9 protein-coding genes and 2 pseudogenes are annotated in these 17,599 nt (G+C 44.4%); all 11 read right to left on the bottom strand.

The window, feature by feature from the left end:
- Positions 1-27: 27 nt before the first annotated feature.
- On the bottom strand, positions 28-3,648 hold the full coding sequence (gene porW / locus K6V26_RS24325; protein WP_224264114.1) for a type IX secretion system periplasmic lipoprotein PorW/SprE: 3,621 nt from the start codon (positions 3,646-3,648) through the stop codon (positions 28-30).
- A 47-nt stretch (positions 3,649-3,695) separates the two neighbouring features.
- Entirely contained in the window at positions 3,696-4,502 is an 807-nt protein-coding gene (locus tag K6V26_RS24320) for a metal ABC transporter permease (RefSeq protein ID WP_122327079.1), read from the bottom strand.
- 169 nt (positions 4,503-4,671) lie between these two features.
- Positions 4,672-5,091 carry a hypothetical protein gene (locus K6V26_RS24315; protein WP_009860091.1) on the bottom strand — a complete coding sequence of 140 codons (420 nt, stop codon included), beginning with the start codon at positions 5,089-5,091 and terminating at the stop codon, positions 4,672-4,674.
- Between the two features lies 1 nt (position 5,092).
- Complete coding sequence (locus tag K6V26_RS24310; RefSeq protein ID WP_224264113.1) at positions 5,093-6,322, bottom strand: 3-phosphoshikimate 1-carboxyvinyltransferase; 1,230 nt, start codon at positions 6,320-6,322, stop codon at positions 5,093-5,095.
- Between the two features lie 200 nt (positions 6,323-6,522).
- Complete coding sequence (locus K6V26_RS24305) at positions 6,523-6,978, bottom strand: HU family DNA-binding protein (RefSeq protein WP_224264112.1); 456 nt, start codon at positions 6,976-6,978, stop codon at positions 6,523-6,525.
- 259 nt (positions 6,979-7,237) lie between these two features.
- The gene (locus K6V26_RS28605; RefSeq protein ID WP_262905148.1) at positions 7,238-8,641 is read right to left on the bottom strand and encodes a glycoside hydrolase family 101 beta sandwich domain-containing protein; all 1,404 of its coding nucleotides are present in this window, start codon (positions 8,639-8,641) and stop codon (positions 7,238-7,240) included.
- 24 nt (positions 8,642-8,665) lie between these two features.
- Positions 8,666-10,041 (bottom strand): annotated as a pseudogene (locus tag K6V26_RS28600) (endo-alpha-N-acetylgalactosaminidase family protein); the annotation flags it as partial.
- A 629-nt stretch (positions 10,042-10,670) separates the two neighbouring features.
- Positions 10,671-13,079, bottom strand: coding sequence for a polysaccharide lyase family 8 super-sandwich domain-containing protein (locus K6V26_RS24290; protein ID WP_052716685.1), 2,409 nt, complete (start codon positions 13,077-13,079; stop codon positions 10,671-10,673).
- 189 nt (positions 13,080-13,268) lie between these two features.
- Positions 13,269-13,720: pseudogene (locus K6V26_RS24285) on the bottom strand (HU family DNA-binding protein).
- Positions 13,721-13,975: 255 nt separating this feature from the next.
- Positions 13,976-16,369 carry a glycoside hydrolase family 95 protein gene (locus K6V26_RS24280; protein WP_053078001.1) on the bottom strand — a complete coding sequence of 798 codons (2,394 nt, stop codon included), beginning with the start codon at positions 16,367-16,369 and terminating at the stop codon, positions 13,976-13,978.
- 119 nt (positions 16,370-16,488) lie between these two features.
- Positions 16,489-17,598, bottom strand: coding sequence for a DUF4998 domain-containing protein (locus K6V26_RS24275; RefSeq protein WP_161799494.1), 1,110 nt, complete (start codon positions 17,596-17,598; stop codon positions 16,489-16,491).
- Between the last annotated feature and the right edge of the window lies 1 nt (position 17,599).

The following is a 17,599-nucleotide window of genomic DNA, read 5'->3' as shown; positions in this document are numbered from 1 at the left end:
GGCAGACTCGAGCCATGACAAAGCTCATCACCTCTTACGTGCTGCCGCCTCTTTCGCTTTTTGCGCTTCGCGGCGGGCTTTTTCTTTTGCTTTCAGTGTTTCTTTATACTTTTTTTCCTTCTGTTTGCGCTCTTTTTCCTTTTGTTTGAGCCTTTCCTTGTATTCGCGCTCTTTTTGTTTGCGAAGTTCTTCACGGGCTTTCTGCTTCGCTTTACGGTCGGCTTCGGCCTGTTTCAACTTGTTCTTACGATCCTGTTCAAGTTGCTTTTCACGGTCGGCTTTCGCTTTCAGAAGGGCTTTCTCTTCTTCTTCCTGTTTCTTCAACAGGTCAGCACGTTCCTTGGCTTTCTGCTCCTGCAATTCTTTCTCGGCTTTCTGTTGTGCTTCGAATGCCTTGCGGTCAGCTTCCTTACGGGCTTCTTCGGCTGCGGCTTCGCGTTTGCGGATTGCTTCTATTTCTTTTAATGTAAGCTCTTTCCGTTCTTCCGGTGCCTGCACGGCAGGGACAGTATCCTGAGGAGAAGCAACCGCAACAGTATCAGAAACAGCCGGCTGTACGGAAACCGTATCGACAGGAGCTTCAATTGCCGGAACATTGGCAACAGTATCCGGGACAGATATCTCCGGAATGACAGTATCTTTCGGAGCAACCTGTTCTACTGGTTTTTCAGCTTCTTCTTTCTTTTCTTCCTCGGCTTCTTTTCTACGTACCGACTTGATTTCTTTTGCCGGGGATTCATCTTCCGGTTGAACTGCTTCGCCCGGTTGATCTTCGCCCGGAAGTTCTGCTTCAGTTTCAGCTTCGGCTTCTTTCACTTTTTCTTCTTCCACCAGCATACGATTCTTCCAACGTGTTGCCAATTCCGGGGCTTTACCGCCAAAGTTTTCTTCAAAGAAGTTGATATATTCTTCCAGTGTCTTACCTCGCATCAATGTCTCGTAATTGTCCTCGGAGATCGGAAGGATAGCAACATTTTTATCCAGAGCCTGAGCGTAACCATCTTTACCATAAATCATTTTATAGTATTGCAGGATTTCTTCAATACCTGTAAAGCCGATGATGTTCAGCATTGACATCGGGCCTGCTTCTTCAAAAGCCAAATCAAACTCCTTCACCATAAAGTTGGCAAAGTTGTAAGCTGCCACGGCAAACAGCAACTGGTTTTTATCCACACTTCCGGTCGGATACATCAGGATCATACGGTAAGGAGTATTCGGCTCGGCAGTAAATGTACGAGCAGAGTCGGCTGCCGACAAAGAACCGTCTTCACCCAGACCAAAACGCAGGTTCCAGGTCATACCGGTCACGCTGCCTTGCATCAAGGTACGGCCGCGAAGGATACCTTTCAGCATCTCACCTGCCAGTTCCGTCACATCGGCTGTCGGATATTTCTCTACTAACGCTTTCAGGGCCGTTTTGAAACCTTCGGCATCACCGGCTTGTACATAAGTCAACGCATCCAGGAACATAAATTTCGGCATCAGGGTTGCCAACGGATATTTAACACTGACATCGCGGAAATTCCGACGCACGGTAACGGTATCGCTTGCCAGATAACTATTATAGGTCTGTTGATAGATCGAATCCTGTACGGAATCCATCATACGTATATTATATTCATAATTCGGGTCAGAGATGGCAATCGTATAATCCTCATTCGGGAAGGCATTGATCATCTTCGTCTTGTACTCGGCAGCCAAAGAGGTATTACCCGTACGGAGCGCCATCAGATAGACCTGGTAATAACTCTCCAAGCGGTGCGAATTATCCGGAAAACGACGTTCCAGTTCTTCAAAAGCCTCGATCGACAAAGGCAAATCCTCCAGTTTATCTTTATAGATCATCGCCATATTATACAATCCGTCCTCAATAATTATATTCGAGGCATCCACATCTTCCTGCGTGAAAGGTAACTGCTGCAAATAATATTCGCGTGATTTCGGGTCATCGGCAGCAACCTCCGGCAAACCGGCCTCCAGCGAATCGGCCGGCAAAGGCTGACCGTCCGGTCCGACGGCTCCGGCTGTTGTCTCCGCCAGTTCACCCTCTTCCAGAGCATCTTCGTTGAAGGTCGACATTTCTTTTTTACGCCGACGCCAGTTATCTTCCAGTGTACGACGTCCCCACTTGCGTTGGAACTGTGCCTTACCCTGCGATACGGTCGAAGGATTATAGAAGTAAAAAGAAGTCCCACCCGATGCAGTCGGGAGAACGATACCGCCAGTTTCCGTTCCGGGACGGTTTATACCCGTTCCTTTGGCAGCCTGGTCAGCCAGATAAGCCTCTTTCTCAGCCAAAGCCTTGGCCTCTTCTTCTTCTTTCTTTACCTGTTCTATGATCTTGTCGATGACAGCCAAACGTTCCGTCTCCGGCATTTTTGCCAGGGTCTGTAAGCTATCCTGCAAATGGACAGCTTCCACATGTACGACCAGCTCGTCCAGGACTGCCGAAAGTTTCGACACACGCTTAAAGTCTTTGTATTCTTTCTGGATACCGGACAATGCGCCACTGAAACAGGGCTGAGCCTTTACATAATCACGCATGGTGAAATAGATATCGCCCAGTTTGATCTGGCAGATAGCTTTCTCCAGTCCGTTCTGTGTGCTCTTTTCGATACCCAATTCATAATTCTTTATGGCATTTGCCGTATCTTCCCGGTTCAGGTAAACATTTCCGAGGGCATAATAAACCTGATCCAGATAATCCTTATTCTTATCGCTCTTCGCCATGCGTTGAAGCATCTTGACTACCTTCTGATAGTTAGCGCCTGAGAACACTTCCGTCTGACGGATACGGGCTGCAAATTCAAGTTCATAGGGAGGACTGGCTTTGGCTACTTCGTTGAACATTTTATAGGCAAGGCCGTCCTGTTCCTGCGCAGCATAGATTTGCCCCAGCAGGTATTTCATACGGGTACGCTGAAGTTTGCTTTTTTCCGATTTGATTGCCGTCTTAAAATAAGGGATAGCTTCTTCATACTGTTTGCTCTTGACCAGATAATCGGCATAAACAGCGGCATACTGATTCAGGTTCTTGCGGGGTATTCCATTAGTATTCAGCTTACCCAAAATATCTTCGGACTCATAGAACCAATCCATTTCCGAATAACAACGGGCCTGCCACAAACGGGCTTCGGCCACTACTTCCTCGTCATGGGAATAATGGCGGGCAATATAAGAAAAAGTGGCAGAGGCTTGCAAGAAATCAGCATTATAGAACTGTCCCTGCCCGATCAGCAGCCAACATTTCTTCAGGAAAGGGTTATATTCTTCCTGTTCCTGCAAAGCACGTTGTTTGGGATCGTTACGCCAACCCGGTTTCTTTGCCGGCTTGGCTTTGATGGAATGAAGTTTTATGGCTTTATTGCCTTTCTCGATGGCGCGGTCGAAGGGACCGCCGGTTTCCTTTTTATCTTTCGGCTGTGCACTGATCGGATACATGTGGATCATTTCGGAATAACTTTCCTTGTAGCCTGTCTCCATAGATTTCAGGGCTTCATCAAAAGAAGTCTTTCCGTTATAATAGATATTGTATCTGGATGTAAAGGAATGGTAGAACCGGCTTGCTTTGGTGTTTTTCTTCGTACTGCACGACCAAAGCAAGAGAACTACGAATATCGAAATTATATAGTAAAAACCTTTCTTCACGTATTATGTGCACTCTTTATCATATAATAAACTGAGAAGAGCCTGTTTTATTGCCTCTTCGTAAAGAATAATACTCCTTTCAGGATCAAAAAGACCAGCACCAGCACCAGGATGATAAAAGCTCCCGACGGTACATTCAGGAAATAAGACAGAACCAGCCCCACCACACAACTTAGAAAGCCAAGGACAATACTCCCCCAAATGATCTTCTTAAAGTCGGAAGTGAACAGATTCACTGTAATTTGCGGCAAAGTCAGCAAACTCATCAGCAACATAATACCGACCAGGCGTATGGAAAGGACAATAGTCAGGGCAATAAAGAACATCATCATATATTCGATCCACTTTACATGGATATGCTGCGTCTTGGCAAAGTCGCTATCGAAAGCGACATAGACTATCTCCCGCAGATAGAGGGAAAAGACTGCGATCAGTACCACCGCTAAAGCAGCTATCCAGATAATATCGGACAAGGAGATCGTCAGGATATTACCGAACAAATAGGCAGACAGATTGGGAGCATAACCGGGAGTAAGAAATATGAAAATCACTCCGAGCGCCATTCCAAGCGCCCAAACACCGGCAATTGCCGAATCTTCACGCACATCCTGTGTCTTACTCGCCCATTCCACCCCGAAAGCGGAAAGAACGGAAAAGACCATTGCCATCAAGATCGGGTTTGTACCCAGATAAAAGCCAAGCCCCAAACCACCGAAAGAGGCATGAGTTATACCGCCACTGATAAACACCAGACGGCGTGCGACAACGTATGTCCCGACAATACCACAGGTGATGGCTGTTAACAAGCTGCCCAGCAAAGCATGTTGAAAAAAAGTATATTGTAATAGATCCATATTCATTCCATATGATGGTTCGTCTTATTTGTGCAATCTTATCCTTATATCCGATACGAGGTACAGAAAGTTTCACTATAAAGAAACAACTGTTTCACCATATAGAAACAAGTGTTTCATTAGGTAGAAACAATCTTTATGTCAAACACTGGTTGACGTTCTCTACCGTTTAATGTATTCTTCTCTCACCGACAATAAGAAATGCTTCATCCTTCAGTGCATCCGGCAGGTTCACGCCACGAAGTTGCAGGCTACGGAGCCACCCGGCCACCTCTTCCGACTGCAGGGTATAAAGTACCTCGCGGAACTCATCGACGGCATCCTCTTCATACTCATCTCCCTCCAGCCCCCGGAAACGATCCAGTTCCTCGTCATCATAATATTCAATCTTTTTGCTGACGGCAGCCAACAGACTGTCACGCTCACAAGTCTCATGCTGGCCACAGCATTCTTCGGGAATTTCACGCGCTTCAGGTATCTCGCTGATCTCCCCGCGTTCCAGCATCTGCTGTAATTTTTTATTCCTGAAATAACCGGCTATGGCAGCAATAACGCCAAGCACGATAATACCAATGATAATGTACCACATGTTAATTTTCAATTAAAGCAAATCCTGCTTTGCGCAAGTCTTCCCAATAGGCAGGATAACTCTTTGTCACCACTTCTGGATCAGCCACTTTAAGACCTTTCGGCAATACCAGCGCAGCCGGGGCAAATGCCATTGCCATCCGATGGTCTTCATATGTGGCAATAATCGGATCAGCTTCCGGTTCGCAACGTTCCCCATTCCATTCCAGAATACTGTCGTTGCTGTCGGTCAACAGATAGCCGAGTTTACGAAGTTCCGTTTTCAAAGCTTCGATACGGTCGGTTTCTTTTATCTTCAGCGATTGCAATCCGGTGAAGCGGAAGGGGATATTTAGTAACACGCAGGTGACAACAAATGTTTGCGCCAAATCGGGTTCGTTGACAAAATTGTAGATCAACTTTTTTGTCACATTTCCGTTATATTTCAGCACGACGCCCCGGTCTGTAAAGGCCGTACCAACACCCAGTTGAGCAAATAGTTTTGCTCCGGCGGCATCTCCTTGCAGGCTGTTCTTAAAAAGGCCCAGCAGTTCTATTTCGGCATTTTTCGACAAAGCCATGATTGCATACCAGTAAGAAGCGGCACTCCAATCCGACTCCACGGTAAAACGGATCGGTTTATATTCCTGGGGAAGAATCTTGATGGTTTGTCCGTTCCAGGTAGCTTTCACCCCAAACTGTTCCATCAATTGTAACGTCAGATTGATATAAGGACGGGAGATGATATTTCCTTCCAGATGTAATGTCAATCCCTTTTCCATCAAAGGAGCGATCATTAACAAAGCTGAAATATATTGTGAACTGACACCTCCTGCCAGAGAGATCTCGCCTCCTTGCAACGCACTTCCAAAGATACGCAAAGGGGGATAACCTTCCTTCTCCATATATTCGATACGGGCGCCCAACGAGTTCAATGCATCGACCAGCAGTTTGATCGGGCGATTCTTCATCCGCTCCGTTCCGGTGATCGTCCATTCACCGATAATCTTGGAAAGGAATGCCGTCAGGAAGCGCATCGCCGTCCCAGCAGCTTTTATATCGAAATCACAGCTGTTAGAATTTAATGCCTTAACCATCACTTCCGTATCATCGCAGTCGGAAAGGTTCTGTATATCATACGGACTATAACTTAGTGCATTCAATATCAAAGCACGGTTACTAATGCTCTTGGAAGCAGGAAGTTGCACAGAAGCCCGAAGTCTTTCTTTCGGGGCCTTTATCAGATATTTCATTGCTTTTGTCTGTTCGTTTTAAACTGATGACAAAAGTACGGAAATTTCCGGATAGTTAGGTGGTATTTTCATGAATAGGATTATTCACTTATTATACATTTGACTCCGCCCCCCAAAAAGAAAGTGTTGCAAACCCTTCTCCCATCCCGACGGACAAGGCAGTTATTTTGCAACACTTTCATCATACATTCAGAGAAAGATCACTCGATCTCCGGACGGTCTTCACCGCCTCCTTCTTCAGGAGTTGTCTCGGGTGCGCCATTCAATTCCATCCAAAAGATGTTGTCGCTGATAAGCGAGCGGTTCATCGTCTTACTACCGCTGTTTTTCGTGGCTTCAGGAATGAAACGGACACGAACGCCAGCTATTTGCGAAACACTCACCTTGTCTGCCGATTCGACCCCGTTACCTCCCGCAGTAAGGGTGTAATAGAAAGTGCCCAGCCCGTCAAGCTTTACGGTACGTCCTTGTGACATGTAATCAGCCAGCACGCCTGCCAGTTCCATGAGAACAGCATAGGTGTCGGCACGGCTCACAGTCGATATCTGTGCCAAACGGTCAGATACCTCTTTTGTTGTCACGGGTTTACCGACAGTAACGGACTTCGGATACCACTTCCCATTAATCTTCTGTTGAATTTTTTTGAAAAAAGCCATACAGTTCAGATTTAAGTTATTTCTGATGCCTCCCCAAAAGGGAAAATGACTGGTGACGGACCTGGCATGGTCTAGTGACGGACCTGACGCCCTCAGGTGACGGACCTAACATAGCTCGATGCCGGACATTTGTTATTTCCCTCCGGAAAGTATCAAAGTAATTCCATATGTCGGAGTTCCCGCGCCATCTCCGGCTTAGCGTGTCGTGTTAGGATGAAGGATGACCTTTCCTTTTAATTCTAACGACGAATATGAATCGTCATTTCACAGAGTTCTGTACAAGTTTACCTTTGATTCCAAAGTCATCTATGACTAACATACCATTTCCCTGTTTAACAATGACAATATAAAAATCTGTACAGTCCGGTGTTGTAAAACAAACATTACACTTCCCAGTCCGATTCAAGTCATAAGAGAATATTTGTTCTCCTGTTAATAATGATTTACCAACCACTTTATAAACATTCCTATTATCGACTTTATAATTAAACTCAATTTCATAATTTTGTTTCGGAGCAAAACAAATCATTGCAGGAGACGTACGATACACTTCTCCGTTTTTTTCACGCCACGTAATTAGTGACCACTCTCCATGAATCGTATTATCCGTATAAACATCATGTCTCTGTGACAAATGCGTTGTAAAAGCACCTGGTTGACAAGGAATAAAAGGTCCCCATCCTTCATCAACATGTTCGAAGTCTTCAAAATAGTTAAATCCAGCCTTTTCAGCATGTAAGCACTCAACCAAACGGACATCATCAAACCAAACAGCGACTGTATCGTTAGCTGCCATTCCCCCCTTCAAAGACAAAATAATATCATTTCTATTCGCCGGTAAACGGAATGGCACCTTCAATCGTTGCCAGGTTGTCCTAAATCGATCCGTATTATCCGTATAATTTTTAACTTTACTTTCTGAAATAGGAACTTGTTCATTTAGCTCTTTGCCGCTCTGTACCACCAGTATAGCATTTTTTTCACCAATAACATTCACCCAAACAGAAGCAATATACTCTTTTCCTGGTGTAAGTCCGTTTATTATCTGGCTTACACCAGCAGGTTCTTTCCCTTTTATTTCAAGATAGGCCTGCCCATAATCCGTTTCTTTAACTGCAAGTAACGCACTATCTCCCTGCACTTTCCAATTTTCAAAAGACCGGCTGTCAAAACCTGTATCTTTCACTAGACCACCTTCACTCCAAAGCATTTCAGGCAACTGTTTCATTTCCTGTTTATAAAGAACGTACCCTTTGTCTGGTTGAGCCTCTATTTCAACGAGTCCTCCACGAACAGTCAGCGATTCTATAAATCTACGCCCCTTACCACCCAACTCATACAAGTAAACAGTACTTTGCTCCTTCCATGAAAATGGTAATTGCCAGATTGTTTTTCCACCACGCACATTATAATGATAAATCTTTTCTTCCGTAACAGGGTTCCAGGGGATAAATACACAATCTCCCGACATAATTGTCAGTTCTCCTCTTTTGATAACAGTACCTGTCTTTTTATCACCGACAGCGACCAGGTTGCCTTCCAGGACTGCCCGAGCCGTATCCAGTTGTAGTACCGGATAATGCATCAGATAACGATAGGGTAATTGTTTGATAAAAAAATTACGAATTACGCCATTAAAGTCTCGTCCTTTCTGCCACCCCATAAAACCGATTTCCGCCCCCCGGCTGTATCCGCCAAGCAAAGCCGGATGAGCAGCATAACCGTCCCGATACTGGTGATGGATAAAACGGTGTATCAGGCTTTTCGAGCTTGGGTTATAATGAATCCAAGTTGCTTCTTTGTCGAATACATCCGGGTCTTCTGTCCAGGTTGCCCAACCGTTGCGGGTGAATAAACGGGCTGTCTCGTGTGCCAACCAACGATGTTCGCGGTAGGTATCGATATAAATAAAGACAGATCGGGTATATCTTCTTTCAATTGGTTTAAGCGTTGTTCGAATGTCCCGGCAAGCACATCCGCTTCTTTATTGATAAAATAAGACTGGTCGAGCCAGCTCCAGGCAGGCATATCCGTTACGATCCGGTCATTGAAAGCCTTTGCTTCGGGATAGGATTCGCTGTGGTTGATGTGAACGCCGATATGTGCGTTATATTTCCGGGCTTCTTTTGCCAGAAAGGCCAAATCCTTTTTCCCTCCTGCCCGCTCGTTATAATTGCCGGCATAATCGGGATGAGCACTGTCGTGTCCTTCGCTCTGATATCCTTTCAGTTCGAGCATTTGCCCGAACCCGTCGGTTGCCAGATAGAACTTTTTAATGTTATCCAGCTGACGCAGGAAAGGATATTGGGCACAACTGGCAAAATTCATTGTAATGGTGGCATACGAATTATGAAGCATATCGACGCCGAATGGTTTAGGATATATCTCCTGAAGTGCAATCGCTCCGTCTTGCCAGTCGACTCTGTTATCCAAGTTACGGTCATTGGCCAGTATCACTTTGATGTAAGGTAAGGGCAGTATTTTTCCGTCATATCCGCGGTAAATCCATTCGTTTCCCCATATCCCTGTGACGATCGAATCGGCGATTTGTACGGATCGGTACAGAAACTGGCGGTTGTTATAGATAGAATTGCTTTCAAGCGTGGCTGCCAGCTTATCGGTGTTTAATAATAATATGGAGCCGTATTGCGAAGTACTGTCGGCAGCCTTGTCTTTTAAAGGATAAAATGTGTCGGAACGGACATTGTTGGCAATCGACAAGCAACCATCCGGAGATGCGTTGGATATAGATACTAAATTGTGGTCGGGAAAAGCCAACGTTCTAACCTTAAAGTCACCCTTTTCTTTTATATCTGTTACGGATAATTGCAGGACATTGTCTTTTACTTCGCAACAGACTTGAAGGTCTACTGCTATTTCTTTAATCTTCAAGGTATAAAGAACCCGGTTTGCTTCCGTCTTTCCAGTCACAGAAGGCCGGTAAGTATCGCCATTGATTGTTATCGTTTTTACGTCGAACGGCTGTCCGCCCAATTGCGAATGATCTTTTTTCCAGATATAGGACCGAACAGAAGGAAAGTCTTTATTCAACAGGACATCCATGCAGGAGGAAGATAATGTATAGTAGCTTTTCTTCTTAGCTGGAACGTTTGCGACTTCCTCTACCGTGCGACAAACCACATTCGATATCTGAACGTTTCCTTTATCGTGCACCCGGAAACCGATCTGTCCGGCAGACAAAGAAAGCTCAGGTATATATTGATGGACGATCTGTTCTCCATCTACATAGACTGTCAGGGTGCGGCCTATGCAATTAACTTTAATATGCCGCCGGTGGTGTGCATACAATTTGGATATATCGTGAGCGATCTCTTTCTTGCCTTTCGGTGTGCCTATGTACCAACGGGCAAAACCCAGATTGTCAGTAGCTTTGTCGCATCCAACATACACCCAATCGTTTTCATTTACATAACGGAACAACATTCCGACTTGTGCGTATGAGTTCTGAGGGATCAGATCAAACTCTACCGTGCTGTTGACAGCGGAAAAATCTTTTATCAATACCAGACTATCCGTTTTTGCGTTCAGCCGATAGACATGCGAAGAAGCTCTCTCCTCACTGCCGGAAGACGAAGATGCTAAAGAAACTGCGGAGATGAGACATACAGCCGCGATCGTAATAATTTTATTCATTGACAATAAGTTTTATATTCAATTATACCTAGTACAAATCATTTATTGACATCAGGAATCAGCCGGCACTCGGCATGAACGGGGGAGCCGGTGTAACGACCCGTCCTGACCTTCATGCGAAGCTGATAACAGTTGTTTGACAACTTATTTACATTATTCCCTTCTAAAGGAATAGATGTTTCTATCAGAATCTCCTGAAGCTCAGTGTTCATTAACCCGTCGGTAACGGATACAGATACCCTATCATCTATATACTCAACCAGCAGAGCACAGGGAGACGACACTTTCAAATATCCCCTGGAGCTTTTTATTCTTGCTCCTTCTTTATAAAAGACGGCACCTATCTTATTTCCGTTATAGCTTTCTGCTGCCTGAACCTGTCGGGTATTTGATAATACGCGTGGCATTTGATCGGCAGCGGCCTCATTGCATGCTACGGTATAAGCGTAAGATGCATCTTTCGGACTTCTTCCATGATTGATATATATATGGAATATATCTTCCTCCGTTTCTGGCAACTTGTTGGCAACACTCATCGATTGCCAATGTGTCTTCTTCTTTTCATGTTTTATGAGGACTTCTCCTTTAGTATGTTTTTCCAATACTTTATAATAAAATCCGTTATTCAGTACAGTACTTCCTTTTCTAAAATCGGATGCCAGCTCTGTTTGATCTATTGTTGTAACAATATCACCTTCTTGCTCCGGCATTTTATTTTCTATGCCACATCCCATTGCCAGGAAGAGGTCGTCGAACATAAAATAGCTTTTATAGGCTTTGATACCAAATGCCGAGGGGTTAGGATCGCTATAGGGTGAGATCGTATCGTGCGGCCAACCTACATCTCTCTTCTCGAATATAAAGCCTCCGGCAAAAGAATTACCTCCGCTGGTTGCTCCGGCGGCAAACGGATGCTTACTGTTGTAGCCTTTCCAGTTTTCTATCGGCACTAAGGGTTTCGGTGAGAGGCGGGATGTTGTTCCTGGCCAGGCACGCAAATTGAAGGCGCCCATTACTCTTCGATGTTCATAGCCGTCTCTGGAAAAGAGGGTGGTTCCGTCGCAGGTAAAGATATTGAATGCAGCCGCCATTGTGTTGGCACTTTCGAGGCCACTTACACGGTTGGATGCCATGTTAACCAGCATATAGTATTGGTCAGTCTTCTTTATTATATCGTCATTGTTGAAGAAATAGCGGGAGCCGGAATAGTATTGGTTCCATTTCCCGGGCATGTCGATCCGGAAACGCCGGGCATTGTCGAGAAATAGGCTAAACTCTTCTTTTACTTCGGGCGTTAAGAGGTCGGGATATTGTTCTAACAGCATCTCTATTATCCTGGCAGAAGGAATCAGACGGCGGTAATCGGCAGACCGACCGTTCTTTTGTGCGGTAAAGGGATGGACCAGCCGGTTCATATTACCTCGGTCCACTACCGGGGGGACATATCCTTTATAATAGTAATAGGATGATCCGCGTAGATAATCTTTCAGTACGTCTATCTGTTCCTGTTTTACTTCGAGTGGCAGCGGGTAGCGGCACTCTTTCATTATTTTGAGGATACGAAGCGATCCTCTTGTCCCGTCGATCGGGTATCCCCATACGAGGCATTGCCTTCCATGCCCCCAGCCAGCTCCGTCGGCGGTGATTCCTTCCTGCCAGAAATCATCCTGAATAGTTGCCTGCGATACGGAGGACAGAGATCTGACTGCGATCTCTCCCACTACATCTGCCATTTCGGGTGATGATAGCTGCGCTGCCGTTTCCAGCAACGGGCGATAATCCGTTGCATTTCCTCCGACCCACCAGACATGTTTCCTGAAACGCTCCACGTCTATTACATCTTTGTCGGTTTCATCCATGCGTGCAGGTACGGTCCAGCATTGCAGGGATAGTTTGCCCAGTATTTTATTTCCTTCGATGAACAAGGAGTCCCGGACTTGTCCGTTTTCAATACAGGTCATCAGATTAAATAAGGAATAGTAGGTTTGATAGGATATAGTAGGTATCGCGAAACAAGAGGCATGCCACCTGGAGGCAACGTTCAGCCGATCTGTCTCCAATTTCCCGTAATGCCGTATCGCTTCAAAGAGGGTTCGCACCTGCGTGTCGGAGGCAGACATTTCTTTATTTCCATAACACGCGGCAATCGCCCTGATACGCCCCAGGGCCTGAAGGGTCAGGGATGATATGAAAGGTTGTTTATCTTCTTGAGCGGCATAACGGTTTTGCGTAATTGTTTTTTCTTTGGGTATCAGGTCGGTAAATTGTCCCTTTTCATTCAGAAGAGCGGTATACTTTTTTACTGAATCTTCCAATATGCGTGTCTCCTTATTCCGCTTTTCGGCATAAAAGAGGCAGATATTGTGCAGAGCTTCCTGCTTGGTGGCGGGTTGTGCTCCTGCTAAAAAACAACTCAGAAAGAGTAATCCTACTATATATATTTTCATTATTATCCTGTATATGTTATATAACTCAATCAATTAAATAGGCCGGTATGCCTTAGATGCTACAAGGGTGTGACGAAAGCCGCTTCTCCTCATGGCTAGCATGGGAGGGGTAGTTTCGGCACACCCTATTTGTACGTTCCAGAGAATCACTTTATCGAAATAAAGAGATCATCGGGTAAGAAAGTGCGATCACTCGATTACCGGGTGGTCGCCTTCATCAGGACCAGGAGTTTCTTCGACTTTGCCGTTCCACTCCATCCAGAAGATGTTGTCGCTGACAAGTGTGCGGTTCATCGACCGGCTACCACTATTCTTCGTAGCTTCGGGGATGAAACGAACGCGAACGCCGGTGATCTGCGATGCATTCACCTTGTCGGCCGAGTCGACTCCGTTGCCACTTGCTGTGATAGTGTAGTAGAAGGTACCTAAACTATCGATCTTTACACTGCGCCCTTGTGCCATATAGTCGGCTAATACGCCAGCCAGATCCATAAGAACAGCGTAGACATCGGCACGGCTCACGGTAGATATCTGTGCCAAACGATCGGCGACCTCTTTCGTAGTCACGGGTTTGCCAACGGTAACTGCCGCGGATACCACTTGTTACTCATCCTCTTGAAAAATCGCTTAAAAAATGCCATACTAGTGTTTTTTTAAGTATATCCATTATATCCTGTCTGAAAATGTAGTTCAGAGATACCGACCTCACCTACCTAGTAGGTCGTCTTTATCTCCATAAATCAAATACATTTAGATCCAGAAAACATCAGATTTATTATTACCGGAGTTCCCGCACCATCTCCTGCTTATCGTGTCGTGTTTAGAATAAAGGATGACCTTTCCTTTTGCTTGTATTCATTCCAGTAGATATGATCTGTTCAATAGCCAGTTATTAGCTATATCATTTTAAAGTCAGAAGAAGATAATTCTACTCTCTTATTAGAAGAAAAATCAATCACCTTTACTGCATCTTTATACCGTATTGATACTGAGCCTTTCCCTTTAACAGAGCGAATCACAGCTTTAGTCAGCTTTCCATCGGTCCACTGCATGTCAACTTCATATCCTCCCCGGGCACGGAGGCCGGTTACTTTACCTTTCGGGTAAACGGCTGGCAAGGCTGGCAACAGACTGATTTCACCGGCATGGCTTTGCAATAACATTTCGGCAATAGTAGCCGTAATCCCGAGGTTACCGTCTATTTCCCAAAACTTAGTAAACTTGCAGGTAAAATTAGGATAGAGCGCCATAGCAAAATGACGGTTGATTACTTTCATCGCACTGTCTCCCTCTTCAAAACGAGCCCAATACATAGAAGGGAACACTCCTGTCCAACTGCCGCTATTATACGACATTCCCGGTTGCCTGTTTATAATTGTTTTCTTGAATGCCTCAGCCAATTCGGGAGTACCTCGCAGAGTGATCAAATTGCCGGCAGCGAATCCCCAGCCGTGCCCCACCTGTCCGTTATGGGGGTAAGCCGGTTTCCAGTCATCATTCCATTCCTGTAATTCTCCCGTGCTCGGACTAATCCGCATAGGCGGCAGCTTTGTATATACTTCTTTTATCTCTGCAATAGCTGGATCATTAGAGTCGATAATTTCGGCCGCCTTCATGGTGTTTTGCATGAGCGAACGGATAATCTGCATATCCTGTGCCGATCCCATGCAAGCCCAGCCTTTAAAACCGGCAGGATCGATATAACTGTTTTCAAACGATTCCGAAGGATTAGTTACTAAATAACCATCTTTATCCGGTTGTAGGCAATCTACATAAAATAGAGAAGCATCCCTCAAAAGGTCAAAGTTTTCATTCAGAAAATCCTTATCTTGCGTAAATTGATAATGTTCCCAGATATGATGACATAGCCACGCACCACCAATCTGAAATATAGCCCATAGCCCTGAGCCGCCTACCGGCCAGGTTGTACGCCAGAGATCAATATTATGATGGGCCATCCAGCCACGTGAATTGTATAGGTTACGAGCCGTTTTAGCCCCATCGATAGACGATTCGCGTATCAGGTCAAACAGCGGCTGATGTAATTCCGAAAGGTTTACTACCTCTGCCGGCCAGTAATTGATTTGTGTATTGCAATTAATGGTCCAATTGGAGCTCCATCCCGGTTGTAAAGCATCGTTCCAAATGCCCTGCAAGTTAGCCGGCTGTGATCCTGGACGCGACGACGAGATCAGCAGATAACGCCCGAACTGGAAATACAGCCCTGCAAACGAGAAGTCTTGTTGTTTAGCATAGTTCCGAATCCTTTCATTGATCGGCGAAGATGCTTGTTCTTCATATCCCAAATCTATACTCACCCGCCCGAATAAGGCGGAATAATCGTTAACATGAGCTTTCAGTAATTTGGAGAATGATTTTCCCTTTATCTTTTTCGTATAATCCCGGCATAGCCTCTTTTCATCTTTCCCCTCTTTATAAGGGTCTTTGTCGAAGCCGTTAAAGCTGGTTGCTGCAACAAAACAAATTGTTACTTCATCGGCACCGGAAACCTTCAGCTTATTATCTGCCGCTCCAACCTTTCCTCCTTTGTTATCAACCACCAACCGGCCTTGAAATCTCATGCCATGTCCTTCTTGATAGGTAGGTAGGGAAAACCCGTTATACTCGGGATTCACATTTTGAGGGGCTTGTCCATCAATAATGACCTGCTGAGCGGCTTCATCTATCCTTACCGTATGATTAACCTTACTGCTTAATGTTGCATCAAAGGTTATACTCCTGGGCTTCTCTGATTTAATGCGCATCACAATCGTCTGGTCAGGATAAGAAGCAAATATTTCCCTGACAAAACCAACTCCTCCTTGTCTGTAGGAAACAGTGACTATTCCACGGTTCATATCCAGTTCCCGGTGATAGTCTGTAAAATCGCCTGACGGAAAATCCAATACAATGTCGGTCAATGGCATATAACTTTGATTGTTAGGTCCCAGCATCTTCGAGTTTATCAGCTTTTGCGCTTCGCTATGTTTTTGATCTATAAGCAACTGGCGAATCTCGGGAAGATATTGGGCTGCCCCGGGGTTTTGCACATTACGCGGTTCTCCCGACCAGAACGTATCGTCATTCGTCTGTATCCGTTCCTGTTTTATTCCACCCCATACCATACCTCCTAACCGGCCATTACCGATTGGAATGGCTTCGTTCCAGTTTTCAGCTGGCTTATTCATGTGGAAGATCGATGTATGAGGAACAGTTTTCGGCTTTCCTGAAAAAGCTACAGCAGAAGAGGTAAACATCAACAATAGGATACCGCCAATAAGTTTATTCATATTCAATGTTTATATTTATTTTCGTCATTACAAATAATAATATAAAGGAAGAGAATGATTAAAAGAGTTTTTTGTAACACTCTCTTCCTTCATCATTTAGAAAGCTGATAGATTATAAACTATCTCCCAAAAGCATAAACTTCAGAAATAGCTACATAAGGAGGATTATAACTTTCTTCCATTATCATTTTTATATATCTGGCCTTTTGTGGTTTTGTGAAATCAAAAATTGAACTCTTATCTGTTTTCAGACAATGCATCGTTCCTATTTCAACAAAAGACTCATCATCCTCATTCGTTTCAGCAACCAAAATTCGGGCAGATTTAAACGTCATACGAGCAGGATCTTGAAATACCTGTAACTGGTATAAATCAAATTCCTCTGCCATATCGATTACGATAGTATGAGGGAAAGGAGCTGGGGGTGAAGGAGTCCATTTACTATGCCAAAGAGAGTTAACATTTCCATCTAGAATATTCGTTATAGGATAAGTATCTTCTTTCTGAGATGAAACAAAAGGAATTGTCCAGTTTCCCCTGTTTATCTTTTCTACTAATGGGAATCGGCCTTTGTCTTCAACTTCAAAAATATCAATCGCGTTCTCTTCTGGTTTATAGTAACTCTTTATAGTAAAATCTCCTCCAAAAGTATAATTATCTATTGTTATAGATGTAACATCAGGTTCTACTCTTACAGTATTATCTTTTCCATTATTATCAGTATATAGCACTTCTGAATAATAACAGTTATCTACAGAACCGATAGTCAATGTAGCAACATTGTTTTCAATATCGACACTACGTGCCGAACGTGGTATTAATGATGAAATGTATTTATCACCATATACTTTTCCGATTACCTCCTGTGGAATGGAAGGAAATCCCTTTTCCCCCATTTGAATCAGATCAAAAACATATTCCCCTTCATTTTCAAAAGGTAACTCTACACTTGCATATCCATTAATCAAACTTTCTTTATCTATCGGATAAATAAGAGAATCTGCCCCCATATTCCAGAAGATCTTACAACTTTCAATGCGAACATCCTTACCGACTTTCCAGGTCAGTTTTACACGGTACAACCCACCGTCACATGTTACCGAATCAGGTCTCCCGATATAATTAATTTCACCTCTATCGAGATATTCTTCGATTATATCATTCATTCCAGAACAAGACGCTAAGGTTACAAATGAAACCAGCATTATAATGTTAACAATATATTTCATA

This window comes from Parabacteroides goldsteinii (assembly GCF_020091425.1).
GTDB lineage: Bacteria > Bacteroidota > Bacteroidia > Bacteroidales > Tannerellaceae > Parabacteroides > Parabacteroides goldsteinii.
Note: the sequence above shows the minus strand (reverse complement) of the source record. Positions and strands in the feature narration are given on the sequence as shown.

Bases quoted from the DNA above. Each gene is read 5' to 3' on its own strand.
- K6V26_RS24320 (WP_122327079.1), bottom strand. From the start codon at position 4,502: ATGGATCTATTACAATATACTTTTTTTCAACATGCTTTGCTGGGCAGC.
- K6V26_RS24315 (WP_009860091.1), bottom strand. From the start codon at position 5,091: ATGTGGTACATTATCATTGGTATTATCGTGCTTGGCGTTATTGCTGCC.
- K6V26_RS24310 (WP_224264113.1), bottom strand. From the start codon at position 6,322: ATGAAATATCTGATAAAGGCCCCGAAAGAAAGACTTCGGGCTTCTGTG.
- K6V26_RS24305 (WP_224264112.1), bottom strand. From the start codon at position 6,978: ATGGCTTTTTTCAAAAAAATTCAACAGAAGATTAATGGGAAGTGGTAT.
- K6V26_RS28605 (WP_262905148.1), bottom strand. From the start codon at position 8,641: ATGGGGTGGCAGAAAGGACGAGACTTTAATGGCGTAATTCGTAATTTT.
- K6V26_RS24290 (WP_052716685.1), bottom strand. From the start codon at position 13,079: ATGAAAATATATATAGTAGGATTACTCTTTCTGAGTTGTTTTTTAGCA.
- K6V26_RS24280 (WP_053078001.1), bottom strand. From the start codon at position 16,369: ATGAATAAACTTATTGGCGGTATCCTATTGTTGATGTTTACCTCTTCT.
- K6V26_RS24275 (WP_161799494.1), bottom strand. From the start codon at position 17,598: ATGAAATATATTGTTAACATTATAATGCTGGTTTCATTTGTAACCTTA.